The organism is Streptomyces sp. NPDC090445, from assembly GCF_044769385.1.
GTDB lineage: Bacteria > Actinomycetota > Actinomycetes > Streptomycetales > Streptomycetaceae > Streptomyces.
In genome coordinates this window covers 143,547-155,914 of record NZ_JBIVXV010000002.1, presented here as the reverse complement: position 1 = coordinate 155,914, position 12,368 = coordinate 143,547, and the positions used below count along the sequence as shown (strand labels likewise).

12 protein-coding genes and 1 riboswitch are annotated in these 12,368 nt (G+C 72.6%); of the genes, 4 read left to right on the top strand and 8 right to left on the bottom strand.

Annotation, left to right across the window (positions count from 1 at the left end; translation table 11 throughout):
- Positions 1–343 precede the first annotated feature (343 nt).
- Positions 344–1,342 carry a 2-hydroxyacid dehydrogenase gene (locus ACIQUT_RS05415; protein WP_403559699.1) on the top strand — a complete coding sequence of 333 codons (999 nt, stop codon included), beginning with the start codon at positions 344–346 and terminating at the stop codon, positions 1,340–1,342.
- Positions 1,343–1,634: 292 nt separating this feature from the next.
- On the opposite strand, the gene ACIQUT_RS05410 is transcribed toward ACIQUT_RS05415, so the two are convergent.
- Both ACIQUT_RS05410 and ACIQUT_RS05405 read right to left on the bottom strand, forming a co-directional pair.
- Positions 1,635–3,536, bottom strand: a complete 1,902-nt coding sequence (locus tag ACIQUT_RS05410; RefSeq protein WP_403559696.1) for an anthranilate synthase family protein — start codon at positions 3,534–3,536, stop codon at positions 1,635–1,637.
- A gap of 94 nt (positions 3,537–3,630) precedes the next feature.
- Positions 3,631–3,702, bottom strand: coding sequence for a trp operon leader peptide (locus tag ACIQUT_RS05405; protein WP_361088582.1), 72 nt, complete (start codon positions 3,700–3,702; stop codon positions 3,631–3,633).
- A gap of 117 nt (positions 3,703–3,819) precedes the next feature.
- Here ACIQUT_RS05405 and ACIQUT_RS05400 point away from each other — a divergent pair, with 117 nt between their 5' ends.
- Positions 3,820–5,175: a class II 3-deoxy-7-phosphoheptulonate synthase gene (locus ACIQUT_RS05400; RefSeq protein ID WP_403559693.1), complete on the top strand. Its 1,356-nt coding sequence runs from the start codon at positions 3,820–3,822 to the stop codon at positions 5,173–5,175.
- A gap of 181 nt (positions 5,176–5,356) precedes the next feature.
- The gene (locus tag ACIQUT_RS05395) at positions 5,357–5,605 is read left to right on the top strand and encodes a bacterioferritin-associated ferredoxin (RefSeq protein ID WP_403559690.1); all 249 of its coding nucleotides are present in this window, start codon (positions 5,357–5,359) and stop codon (positions 5,603–5,605) included.
- Between the two features lie 57 nt (positions 5,606–5,662).
- On the opposite strand, the gene bfr is transcribed toward ACIQUT_RS05395, so the two are convergent.
- Positions 5,663–6,142, bottom strand: a complete 480-nt coding sequence (bfr, locus tag ACIQUT_RS05390; RefSeq protein WP_403559687.1) for a bacterioferritin — start codon at positions 6,140–6,142, stop codon at positions 5,663–5,665.
- A gap of 173 nt (positions 6,143–6,315) precedes the next feature.
- On the opposite strand from bfr, the gene ACIQUT_RS05385 reads away from it, so the two are divergent.
- On the top strand, positions 6,316–6,948 hold the full coding sequence (locus ACIQUT_RS05385) for a sulfite oxidase-like oxidoreductase (protein WP_403559684.1): 633 nt from the start codon (positions 6,316–6,318) through the stop codon (positions 6,946–6,948).
- Positions 6,949–6,978: 30 nt separating this feature from the next.
- On the opposite strand, the gene ACIQUT_RS05380 is transcribed toward ACIQUT_RS05385, so the two are convergent.
- The 5 genes from ACIQUT_RS05380 to thiO form a co-directional block, all read right to left on the bottom strand.
- Positions 6,979–7,851 carry a deoxyribonuclease IV gene (locus ACIQUT_RS05380; RefSeq protein ID WP_403559681.1) on the bottom strand — a complete coding sequence of 291 codons (873 nt, stop codon included), beginning with the start codon at positions 7,849–7,851 and terminating at the stop codon, positions 6,979–6,981.
- Positions 7,852–7,856: 5 nt separating this feature from the next.
- Complete coding sequence (gene pknB, locus ACIQUT_RS05375; RefSeq protein ID WP_403559678.1) at positions 7,857–9,770, bottom strand: Stk1 family PASTA domain-containing Ser/Thr kinase; 1,914 nt, start codon at positions 9,768–9,770, stop codon at positions 7,857–7,859.
- Positions 9,771–10,050: 280 nt separating this feature from the next.
- Entirely contained in the window at positions 10,051–10,845 is a 795-nt protein-coding gene (locus ACIQUT_RS05370; protein ID WP_403559675.1) for a thiazole synthase, read from the bottom strand.
- Positions 10,846–10,850: 5 nt separating this feature from the next.
- On the bottom strand, positions 10,851–11,051 hold the full coding sequence (thiS, locus tag ACIQUT_RS05365; RefSeq protein WP_403559673.1) for a sulfur carrier protein ThiS: 201 nt from the start codon (positions 11,049–11,051) through the stop codon (positions 10,851–10,853).
- Positions 11,048–12,232: a glycine oxidase ThiO gene (gene thiO / locus ACIQUT_RS05360; RefSeq protein WP_403559670.1), complete on the bottom strand. Its 1,185-nt coding sequence runs from the start codon at positions 12,230–12,232 to the stop codon at positions 11,048–11,050. Before thiO ends, thiS begins: the two co-directional genes overlap by 4 nt.
- Positions 12,230–12,342: riboswitch (TPP riboswitch) on the bottom strand. Its footprint overlaps the gene before it by 3 nt.
- Between the last annotated feature and the right edge of the window lie 26 nt (positions 12,343–12,368).

Below are 12,368 nucleotides of genomic sequence, written 5' to 3'. Positions count from 1 at the left end.
AGGACGCGGACACAGGCGGTACGGGGCGTCTCGCCCTCGCCCAGCGGCAGCCTCCGGCTCACCGCCCCGCCCGCTCGCCCGCTCGCTCGTGGTGCTGTCATCCGATCAACGACACCGCCGCGAAAGGGTCACGCATGCGATCCACGAACCCACGAACGACACCGGCACCGGCACCGGCACCGGCACCGGCACCGGACACACGGCATGACACCGACGAACGACACATCACCACGGATCCCGAAGGAAGCAAAGGAAGCATGTGAGCCTCGGCGCGTGGGTGGGGCGTGGGCCGTATCGTGGCAGACGGCCCATGGTCCGATCTCTTCGCGCAGCGGGAGCGAACGTGGAAATCCTGGCATTCGGTGTGCAGGGCGACGAGAAGCCGCTGCTCGAAAAGGCCTTCGCGGGGCAGCACGACGTGCGCTGCCTGGAGGTCGTCCTCGACGAGGACACCGCCCCGATCGCCGCCGGGTACGAGGTCGTCTCGTCGAGCGTGAACGGCGATCTGGGCGGCCGGGTGCTGCGGACCCTGGCCGGCGGCGGGACGAAGATGATCGCCCAGCGGTCCACCGGCTTCAACAACATCGACCTCGGTGTCGCGCGGCAGCTCGGGCTGACGGTGAGCCGGGTGTCCTCCTACTCCCCGTACGCGGTGGCCGAGTTCGCCTGGGCGCTGGCCCTGGCCGTGGACCGGCGGATCGTCCGCGCCTCCCGCCGCACCCGGGACTTCGACTTCCGCCTCACCGGGCTGATGGGCCGCGACCTGCACGGCCGCACCGCGGGCGTACTGGGCACCGGCAGGATCGGCGAGGCCTTCGCCCGGATCGCCCACGGCTTCGGCATGAACCTGCTCGGCTGGGACGCCGTGGAGAACCCGGCCTGCCTGCAGCTCGGCATGAAGTACACCGACAAGGACGACCTGTTCGCCTCCGCCGACCTGGTCAGCCTCCACGTCCCGCTGCTGGAGGACACGCACCACCTCGTCGACGCGGTCGCGCTGCGGATGATGAAGGACGACGCGATCCTCGTGAACACCAGCCGGGGCGGGCTCGTCGACACGGACGCGCTGGTGACCGAATTGCGGGCCGGGCGCTTCACCGGGGTCGGCCTGGACGTCTACGAGGCGGAGGCCGGGATCTTCCACACGGACAGGTCCCTGGAGCCGGTGCAGGACGACACCCTGGCCCGGCTGATCACCTTCCCGAACGTGGTGGTCACCTCCCACCAGGCGTACTACACCCACGAGGCGGTCGGCCAGATCATCGACGCGACGGTCCGCAACGTCGCCGACTACCTCGCCGGCCGCACCTCCGAAAACACGCTGGTGCCTGCGGCGACCTGACCCCGCCCCCGGGGCCGCCGACCTGCTTCCGCTGCGCGGAGCGGTTCCCCACCCCGCCCCTTCCCGCCGTACCGGATATGCGGCTCCGCCGCGTGGTGTGGGCTCCGCCCCCAGACCCTCCCCCAGCTACCGCTGGGGGCACCCCCAGCGCCTCAAACGCCGGCGAGGCTGGAATTGCCGCGCAGCGGCACAATCCAGCCCGCGCGGCGTTTGAGCGCACCGGGTCCGGGCAGAGCCCGGTTTCGGGAAGGGGCGGGGTGGGGAAACGGCTCCGCGCAGCGGGAGCGGGGGGTCAGGCCGGGGCGGCGACGGCTGACAGGAGCGCCGGCAGCAGCTCCGCCCCGCGCAGGGTCAGGACCGACTCGGGGTGGAACTGGACGCCGGCGAAGCCGCCAGAAGCAGACCGGAGGGCGTGCACCTCGCCCGTGGCGGCGTCCCGGGCGACCTCCACCCCGTGCGCGGCGAGCTCCGCCTCGGCCTCGGCGTCGCAGGCCGCCGTGAACGTGTTGTAGAAGCCGACCACCTCGCGGGCGCCGAACAGGTCGACCTCCACCTGCGCGCCCTGTGCCGGCTCCGCCTTGCGGACCAGCGGCAGCCCCAGCTCGGCCGCGATCAGCTCGTGGCCCAGGCACACCCCGAGCAGCCCGCCCGTGTGCCCCGCCAGCAGCTCCCGTGCCAGCCCGCGGAGCAGCCGCATCTTCGGGTCGGAGGCGTCCGCCGGGTCGCCCGGCCCCGGGCCCAGCACGATCGGCCCCTCGTGCGCGAGCGCCGCTTCCCGCAGCCCCGGCTCGTCGAAGCGGCGCACCGTCACCGACAGGCCCGCGGCGCGCAGCACATGGGCCAGCATCGCCGTGAACGTGTCCTCCCCGTCCACCACCAGGCAGTGCCCGGCCGCGGCCGCCGGCTGCTCCTGCATCCGCAGCCAGAACGGCGCCAGGTCCCGGCGGCGGGCGGCCAGTGCCGCCGCCACCCGGGGGTCCGCCGCCAGCCCCGCCCCCTCGAAGGCGGGCCCGGGTGCCGCCGGCCGGACCCCGAGGGCGGCCAGGACCCCGGCCGCCTTCACGTGGGTCTCGGCGACCTCGCCCGCCGGGTCGGAGTGCCGGACCAGCGTCGCGCCCACCGGCACGCGCAGGGTGCCGTCCGCGGCGATGTCCGCGGTGCGGATCAGGATCGGCGAGTCCAGGGTCTGCGCCCCGGCCGCGTCCACGCCCAGCAGCGCCAGCGCCCCCGCGTAGTAGCCGCGGCCGCCGGCTTCGTACCGCTCGATCACCCGGCAGGCGTTCTGCACCGGCGAGCCGGTGACCGTGGCGGCGAACATCGTCTCGCGCAGCACCTCCCGCACGTCCAGGGAGGACCGGCCGCGCAGCTCGTACTCGGTGTGCGCGAGGTGTGCCATCTCCTTCAGCCGGGGCCCGACGACGACCCCGCCGCGGTCGCCGACGGTGCACATCATCTTCAGCTCCTCGTCGACGACCATCGACAGCTCCTCGGTCTCCTTGCGGTCGCCGAGGAAGGCCAGGAGCGACTCGGGGGTCGGGCCGCCGGGCGGGTAGCGGTACGTCCCGCTGATCGGGTTCATCACGACCGTGCCCCCGGTCATCCGCACGTGCACCTCCGGGCTCGCGCCCACGAGGGTGCGCCCGCCGGTGTGGACGACGTACGTCCAGTACGCCCCCCGCTCGCCCAGCAGCAGCCGGCGGAACAGTGCGAGCGCGTCGGCCCGCCGGAAGCCGTCGATCCGGCCCCGGAAGGTGCGGCGGACGACGAAGTTCGCGCCCTCGCCGCGGCCGATCTCGTCCTCGACGACCCGCCGGACGGTGGCCGCGTACTCCTCGTCGGGGACGTCGAAGCCGCCGTCCTCGACCCGCACCGGGTGCGCGGGCAGCACGGCCAGCGCCTCGGCGAGCGGGACCTCGTACGCCTCCTCGGCGGCCAGCACGGCCAGCGGGGTGCCGTCGTCGCGGACGTCGAAGCCGCGCTCGCGGATCTGCCGGAACGGCACCAGGGCCAGGGTCGGCAGGTCGCGTACGGGCAGGTCGGCGAGGTGTTCGGCCTCGTGGACCGGGCCGAGCAGCACCTCGACGGTGTCGTGGTCGCGGCCGGGGGTGCGCCGGCGCAGCAGGGCGAAGGGCGGGCAGTCGTCGCGGAGCAGATCGAGCAGCCGGCTGCTGTTCTGGTGCTGGCGGTGGTCCATGGGTGGTCGGTCGTCCTTCCGGATGGCGGAGGGGCGGCCGGGCCTCGGAAACCACCGAAGGCCGCCCCTCGGGGCGGCCTTCGTGTCGCTCGTGTCAGTGGGTACGCGAGGGAGGCGGGCCGCCGGGAGCGGTCCACCACCAGTTCTGGCAGGAGTGCGCGTACACGGGACGAACCCTAGCCCACGCGGCGCGGCGCCGGGGGCGGGTGACACGACGGGAGACGTCTGTCTCACCTGGTGGTCATCCGGCTGGACGCGAGGTGTGAGCCCTTAATGTGTAGGTGTGACCGTGAACGCTGAAACCCACGCCCCCGCCGCCAAGGCGACCTGGCGAGACCTGCCCGCGGCGCAGCAGCCTTCGTACCCCGATGCCGAGGCCCTGCGCGCTGTCGTCGCGGACCTCGAGTCGTATCCTCCGCTCGTTTTCGCGGGCGAATGCGATCAGCTGCGTGCCCGTCTGGGAGCCGTCGCCAAGGGCGAGGCGTTCCTGCTGCAGGGCGGCGACTGTGCCGAGGCCTTCGATGCCGTGTCCGCCGACCACATCCGTGCCAAGCTCAAGACCTTGTTGCAGATGAGCGCCGTCCTGACGTACGCGGCCTCCGTGCCCGTCGTGAAGGTCGGCCGGATCGCCGGCCAGTACTCCAAGCCGCGCTCGAAGGACACCGAGACCCGCGACGGCGTGACCCTGCCGACCTACCGCGGCGACTCCGTCAACGGCTTCGACTTCACCGAAGAGGCCCGCGTCCCGGACCCCGAGCGGCTGAAGCGCATGTACCACGCGTCGGCTTCGACGCTGAACCTGGTGCGCGCCTTCACCACCGGCGGTTACGCCGACCTGCGCCAGGTGCACGCCTGGAACCAGGACTTCGTGAAGTCCTCCCCGTCCGGGCAGCGCTACGAGCAGCTCGCGCGGGAGATCGACAACGCGCTGAACTTCATGAAGGCCTGTGGAACCGACCCGGCCGAGTTCAAGGCGGTGGAGTTCTACTCCTCGCACGAGGCGCTGCTGCTCGACTACGAGGGCGCGCTGACCCGCACCGACTCGCGCACCGGCAAGCTGTACGACACCTCCGGCCACATGGTCTGGGTCGGTGAGCGCACCCGCCAGCTGGACCACGCGCACATCGAGTTCTGCGCGCAGATCGCCAACCCGGTCGGCATCAAGCTCGGCCCCACCACGACGGTGGACGAGGCGCTGACGTACATCGACCGCCTGGACCCGGACCGCGAGCCCGGCCGGCTGACGTTCGTCGTCCGCATGGGCGCCGACAAGGTCCGCGACAGGCTCCCCGAGCTGGTCGAGAAGGTCACGGCCTCGGGCGCGACGGTGGCCTGGGTCACCGACCCGATGCACGGCAACACCTTCGAGGCGGCTTCCGGCCACAAGACGCGCCGTTTCGACGACGTGCTCGACGAGGTCAAGGGCTTCTTCGAGGTCCACAAGGCGCTGGGCACCCACCCGGGCGGCATCCACGTCGAGCTCACCGGTGACGACGTCACCGAGTGCGTGGGCGGCGGCGACGAGATCTTCGTCGACGACCTGCACCAGCGCTACGAGACGGCCTGCGACCCCCGCCTGAACCGCAGCCAGTCCCTGGACCTGGCGTTCCTCGTCGCCGAGATGTACCGCGACCAGTGACGGGCACGTTGTGCCGCCCCGGCGGCCGCCGGTGAGCACCTCGTGACAGTGGGGCGCGGATCGATGTGATCCGCGCCCCACAGCCGTACCGGGGGCTTTTCGGCCACCTCGACTTTGGGTACGGTTAGGTAAGCCTCACCGAATAGGGGATGGCTTTTCCGAGGGCGTTCCTGACCGGGAGGTGAACCGCGTGTACGTCTGCTCTTGCTTCGGTGTCACCGACCAGCAGGTCAAGGAGCACGCGGCCGCCGGGGCCTGCACGCCCCGCCAGATAGCCTCCGCCACCAAGGCCGGCACCGACTGCGGTTCCTGCGTGCGCACCATCCAGGGCCTCCTCGGCCGCGGGGCCTGCCCGCGCCGCGAGCTGCTGGAGAAGGGCCGGACGGCGTCCGTCCTGGCGCCCGCCCCGGAGCTCGCCGAAGTCGCCTAGCAGCCCGACTGCCCGACTGCCCGGTCGCAGAGCCGCCCGGCCTCCGTCGGCTCCCGATCAGCTCTCCGGCTGCTCGATCAGCTGGGCGATGTAGAGCGGCTCGCCGAGGGTGTCGATGAGCTCCAGCTGCGTGTCGAGGTAGTCGATGTGGTGCTCCTCGTCCGCCAGGATGTCCTCGAACAGGCGCGCCGACGTGATGTCGCTCTTGCCGCGCATCACCTCGATCCCCCGCTTGAGGCGGTCGATCGCCTCGACCTCCACCTGGCGGTCCGCCTGGAACATCTCGGTCAGGGTCTGGCCCACCCGCACGTGGAAGAGGCGCTGGTAGTTCGGGAGCCCGTCGAGCATCAGGATGCGCTCGGTGAGCTTGTCCGCGTGCTTCATCTCGTCGATGGACTCGGAACGGGTGTACTCGGCGAGCTTGGTCCAACCCTTGTTGTCCTGGATCCGGTAATGGAGCCAGTACTGGTTGATCGCCGTGAGCTCGCCGGTCAGCTGTTCGTTCAGAAACTCGAGGACCTCGGGGTCGCCCTGCATCGCAGAGGCTCCTTCCAGGCAAAGTCAGCAAGTGACGGATCGGTTGCGCGCATCCTTGCACCGCCGCTGGGGGCCGTCCAGTAAGTGCCTCCTTAGTGGGAGTTGCAATGACATGTCCGAATCAGCCCGCGCCCTGGTCATGACCACCCCGCCGCGTCTGTCACCATGGAGTCATGGGTCAGCCGGAAAGCCGGGAATCTCCGGGAGCAGAGCAGCCGGAGCTTCCACCGGGGCAGCGGCTTCAGCGGGGCTGGCCGGTCACCCACTACGGGCCCGTGCCCAAGTTCAAGCCGGAACGCTGGGAGTTCCGTGTCTTCGGCGCGACCGCCGACGGCGAGAAGCACTGCTGGAACCACGAGCAGTTCACGGCCCTGCCCTTCGAGTCGGTCGTGGCGGACCTGCACTGCGTGACGAAGTTCAGCATGGTGGGCGCCGAATGGGGCGGTGTCCTCGCCCGCGAGATCCTCGCCCTCGCCCCGCCGGCACCGCAGGTCACCCACGTGATGGTGTGGGCCGAGTACGGCTTCAGCTCCAACCTGCGGCTGGCCGACTTCGCCTCCGAGCGGACCGTCTTCGCCACCCACCAGGGCGGTGAACCGCTCACCGCCGAACACGGCTTCCCGGTGCGGCTCGTCGTGCCCCACCTGTACGCGTGGAAGGGCCCGAAGTGGGTCCGCGGCGTCGAGTACATGACCGCCGACCGCCGCGGGTTCTGGGAGGAACGGGGCTACCACAACATCGGCGACCCCTGGCGCGAACAGCGCTACTCGTACCAGGAGGAGCCGGGGGACGGCCCCGAGCTGTAGAGCTGTAGCGGCCGTACGCCCCGCGCCGGGTCAATGCAGGGCGCGCAGCTCCTTCAGCAGCGCCACGTCGGCCGCGTGCCCCTCCTTGCCGCCCGGGGTCTCGATGATCAGCGGCACCCCCTCCATCGCCGGGTGCGTGAACAGCTCCCCGAAGGCCTCCCGGCCGATGTGGCCCTGCCCGATGTTGGCGTGGCGGTCCTTGTGCGCGCCCACGCCCTCCTTCGAGTCGTTGGCGTGGATCAGCTTCAGCCGCCCCTCGCCCACCGTGTCCACCAGCAGGTCCAGCGTCTGCTTGACGCCGCCCGGCTCCGCCAGGTCGTGCCCGGCGGCGAAAATGTGGCAGGTGTCCAGGCAGATGCCCAGCTTCGGGTGGTGGTCGAGCGCGTCGAAGTACGGGCCGAAGTCCCAGGTCCGCGAGCACAGCGAGGAGCCCTGCCCGGCTGTGGACTCCAGCAGCAGCAACGGGTCGTCGTCGTGCACGAGCTCGTCCAGCAGCGGCAGCATGTGCTCCCTGACCTGCGCGTACGCCGCCTCGCGCGGCCGGCCCCCGGTCGCCGACCCGGTGTGCACGACCACGCCCAGGGCGCCGATCTCCCGGCCCCGGCGCAGCGAGTGGCGCAGCGACTCCACCGACCGCTCCACCGTCGCCTCGGTGTGCGAGCCGAAGTTGATCAGGTAGGGGGCGTGCACGTAGGCCGGGACCGACCCGGCCTCGCAGCCGGCCCTGAACAGCTCGTCCTGGGCCGGGTTCCCGGCCGGGGTGGCCCAGCCGCGCGGATTGGCCACGAAGACCTGCACCGCCTCGGCCGCCAGCTCCCGCGCGTACGACAGCCCCACCGAGGCGAGCCCGCCCGCCACGGGCACGTGCCCGCCCACGGGATTGCGCCTGGCCGCAGTGTCCATCCCCGCTACAGCCCCTTGATCCGCAGGACGATCTGGCTGCCCTCCGGGGCGCTCTGGCCGCCCGGCACCGACTGCACGTCCACGATGTTGGTGAAGTTCAGGAACGCCCTCTCCACCTTCACCTTGAAGCCCGCGGCCTCCAGGGTCTTGCGGGCCACGTCCGCCTCCAGGCCGACCACGTTCGGCACAGGGATCTGGCGGGGCCCCTTGGACAGCGTGAGCACGACCGTGTCACCGGCCGCGGCCTGCGCGCCCGCGCCGACCGACTGGTTGGCGACCGTACCGGCCGGGAACGGCGAGTTGATCTCGTCGGCCGCCGTCTCCACCTTCAGGCCGAGGTCCTGCAGCGCCGCCCGGGCCTGGTCCACGGGCCTCCCGGTCACACTCGGCACCGGCACCGGCCGACCCTTGCTGACCGTGATCGACACCGCGGTGTCGGGGGCCCGCTTCTGCCCGCCGTCCGGGTTGGTGGAGATCACCGAACCCTGCGGCACCTCCTGGCTGAACGCCTGCGTGACGATGCCCGGAGCCAGACCGCTCTTGGTCAGCTCCGCCTTCGCCTCCTCCAGCGGACGGCCCTTGACGTCGGGCACCACCACGACCGCCGGGCCGCGGGAGATCGTCAGCACCACCGCGCCGTTGCCGCGGATCCGCTTGCCGCCCTGCGGGTCGCTGTCCATCACCGTGCCGCGGTCGAAGGCGTCGCTGAACTTCCGGTCGACCCGCTTGACGCCGAGGCCGGCTTCCGACAGTTCGGACCGGGCCTGCGCCTCGGTCTTGCCCAGCAGGTTGGGGACCTGCGTGAACTGGCCGGAACTGATGTACCAGACGCCGGTTCCGATGCCGAGGATCAGCAGCAGCGCGGCGAGGACCAGCAGCGGGCCGCGCCGGGAGCGGGACGGCGCCTGCGCCGGTGCCGGCGGTTCCTCGCCGTCGACGGGCAGGGACGCCACCAGCAGGGAGGTGCGCTCCACCGGCTGCGGCGCCGGGATCCGCGGGACCACGCTCGTGCGGTCCTCCGCGGACGACCGCACCTCGGCGTACGCCTGCGGCGGAACGGCGTCCAGCTCGGCGTCGGCCAGCCGGCTCCGGGCGTCCAGGACCAGCCCCAGCAGGGCCGCGGCGTCGTAAGGGCGCAGGTCCGGGGTGCGGGCCGTGGCCTGCGCCACCAGCTCGTCCAGCGCGACGGGCAGCCCGGGGACCACCGCCGACGGAGGCGGGACGTCCTCGTGCAGGTGCCGGTACAGCACCTCGGCCGGGGTGCCGCCGGGGTGCGGCTTGTCCCCGGTCAGCATCTCGTACAGCACCACACCGCAGGCGTACACGTCGACCCGGGTGTCGGTGACCCCGTTCTCGATCTGCTCGGGGGCGAGGTAGGAGACCGTGCCGAGGACCGCGCCGGTGGTGCTGGTGACCGCGTCCACGGACCGGACCAGCCCGAAGTCGGCCACCTTCACCCGGCCGTCGTCGCCGATCAGGACGTTCTCGGGCTTCATGTCGCGGTGCACGAACCCGGCCCGGTGCGCGGCACCCAGCGCCGCCAGGACCGGCTCCAGGATGTCCAGCGCCGCCCGCGGCTGGAGCGCGCCGCGCTCGCGCAGCACGTCGCGCAGCGTGCAGCCGGAGACGTACTCCATGGCCAGGTACGTGTACGGGCCGTCCGTGCCCTGGTCGAAGGCGGCGACCACGTTGGGGTGCGCGAGGCGGGCGACGGACTTCGCCTCGCGAATGAACCGGTCGACGAAGGCGGCGTCCGCGGCCAGCGCCGGGTGCATCACCTTCAGGGCGAGGATCCGGTCGAGGCGGGTGTCCAGGGCCCGGTAGACCGTGGCCATGCCGCCTGCCGCGATGCGGGCGTCGATGCGGTAGCGGCCGTCGAGCGTCTGCCCGACGAGCGGGTCATCCAGGGTCGTGTCCACCCGGCCATCCTACGAGCCGGTCTGCTGCGCGGGCCGTGGGTGGCTGTGCCTTGCAGCACAGCTGTGACGCGCCCCACCCGTTGCTCCCGCCGCTGCGCGGAGCCATTCCCCACCCCGCCCCTTCCCGAAACTGTGGGCTCCGCCCCAGATCCCCGCGCCTCAAACGCCGGCGAGGCTGGAAAATCCAGCCCGCGCGGCGTTTGAGCGCAACGGGTCCGGTCAGCGCCCGGTTTCGGGAAGGGGCGGGACTGGGGAAAGGCTCCGCGCAGCGGAAGCGGGGTCAGAAGGCCGGGTGTTCGGGGTCCAAGGTGGCGCGGCCTTCGGCCGGGGAGGAGGCGTGGGCGAAGCGGCGTTGGGGGATGCGGCCCGCGCGGAAGGCGAGCCGCCCGGCGGACACCGCATCCCGCATCGCGCCGGCCATCAGCACCGGCACCTGCGCCCGCGTCACCGCCGACGCCAGCATGACCCCGGCGCAGCCGAGTTCCATCGCCAGCGCCACGTCGGAGGCGGTTCCCGCACCCGCGTCCAGGATCACCGGCACGCCGGCCCGCTCCACGATCAGTTCGAAGTTGTGCGGGTTGCGGATGCCCATGCCCGACCCGATGGGCGAGCCGAGCGGCATGACGGCCGCGCAGCCGGCGTCCTCCAGCTTCCGGGCGAGCACGGGGTCGTCGTTGGTGTACGGCAGCACGGTGAACCCGTCGTCCACCAGGGTTTCCGCGGCGGCGAGCAGTTCCTCGCCGTCCGGGAGGAGGGTCCGCTCGTCGGCGATGACCTCCAGTTTGATCCAGTCCGTGCCGAGCGCCTCGCGGGCCAGCCGGGCGGTGAGGACCGCCTCGCCGGCGGTGTAGCAGCCGGCCGTGTTCGGCAGGACCGCGATCCCGAGCTTGTCGAGGACGCCCAGGACGGAGCCCCGGACGGCCGGGTCGAGCCGGCGCATCGCGACCGTGGTGAGTTCCGTACCGGAGGCGGTCAGGGCGTGTTCCAGCACGTCGAGGCTGGGGGCGCCGCCGGTGCCCATGATCAGGCGGGAGGAGAAGGTCCGGCCGCCGAGGAGGAGTGCGTCGTCCGCCATCGTGTTCAGCCTCCCTGGACCGCGGTCAGGATCTCGACCCGGTCGCCGTCGCCGACCGCGGTGTGCGGCCACTGCCCGCGCGGGACCACGGTCTCGTTGAGTGCGGCCGCGACCCCGGAGGGGGCGGCGGTGAGGGTGGCGACCACCGCGTCGAGGGTGGTGCCGGGCGCGAGCTCGCGCGGCTCGCCGTTGACGGAGATGGTCATGCGTACGACTCCTGACGTGCGGGGGAGAAGCGGCGCGGGCTGAAGGGCAGGGCGGCTTCCGGCAGGGCGCCGGTGGCGAGCAGTTCGGCCATCGTGTCGCCGGTGACGGGGGTGAGCAGCACCCCGTTGCGGTGGTGCCCGGTGGCCAGGTGGAGGCCGGGCAGGGCGGTGGGGCCGAGCAGCGGGGCGTTGTCGGGGGAGCCGGGGCGCAGGCCGGCGAGGGTCTCGGTCAGCGGCAGTTCGGTGATGCCGGGCACCAACTCGTGTGCGTCGCGGAGGAGTTCGTACACCCCGCCGGCGGTGACCGTGGTGTCCCAGCCGAGTTCCTCGCTGGTGGCGCCGATGACGATGTCGCCGTTCTCGCGGGGCACCAGGTACACGTGGCTGCCGCGGACGAGGGCCCGTACGGTCCGCGACAGGAACGGCGCGTACGGGGCGGGCACCGCGAGCCGCAGAACCTGCCCCTTCACCGGCCGGACGGGCGGCAGCGCCTCGTCGGGTACGCCGGCCAGCCGGCCGCTGAGCGAGCCCGCGGCCAGCACCACCTGGTCGGCGGACAGCTCGGTGCCGTCGTCGAGCACGGCGCCGGCCGCCCGGTCGGCGGTGACGACGAGCCGTTCGGCGTTCGCCCGGCGGATGTCGACGCCGGCGTGCTCGCAGGCGGCCAGCAGGGCGGCGGCCAGCCGCCGCGGGTCGACCTGGTGGTCGCCGTCCACGCGCAGGCCGCCGCGGACGCCCGGGGCGAGCATCGGCTCCAGGCGCCGGCATTCGCGGCCGGTGAGCCACTCGGACTCCAGGCCGCAGCGGCGCTGCAGGGCGTGCAGTTCGCGCAGGTGGAGCCGGTCGTCGGCGTCGAGGGCGACGGCGAGCGTGCCGCAGGCGCGGTAGCCGATGTCCATGCCGCCGCTGGCGTCGGCGAGTTCGGCGGCGAATTCCGGATAGCGGGCGGCGGAGGCGAGGTTGAGGCCGAGCAGGGTCTCCTCGCCGTAGTGCAGTTCGGTGACGGCGGCGAGCATGCCCGCCGCGACCCGGGCGGCGCCGCCGCCGGGGGCCGGGTCGGCGAGGGCGGTGCGCAGCCCGCGCCGGGCCGCCCGCCAGGCGGTGACCAGGCCGATGATCCCGCCCCCGATGACGAGGACGTCGGATCCCGCGGCCGTCGCGGTTCCCTTGGACGAGTGCATGGGCGTCCAGCCCCTCCCTTCGCCGGCATGACCCGGATCAGGTTCGGACGGTCGGAGGCCGGCCAGCCTCCCTCTCAGCCCGGTGCGCCCGGGCTCCCGCGATAGGTACGGTGGCCACAGTAGCCGTTCCCCTTCG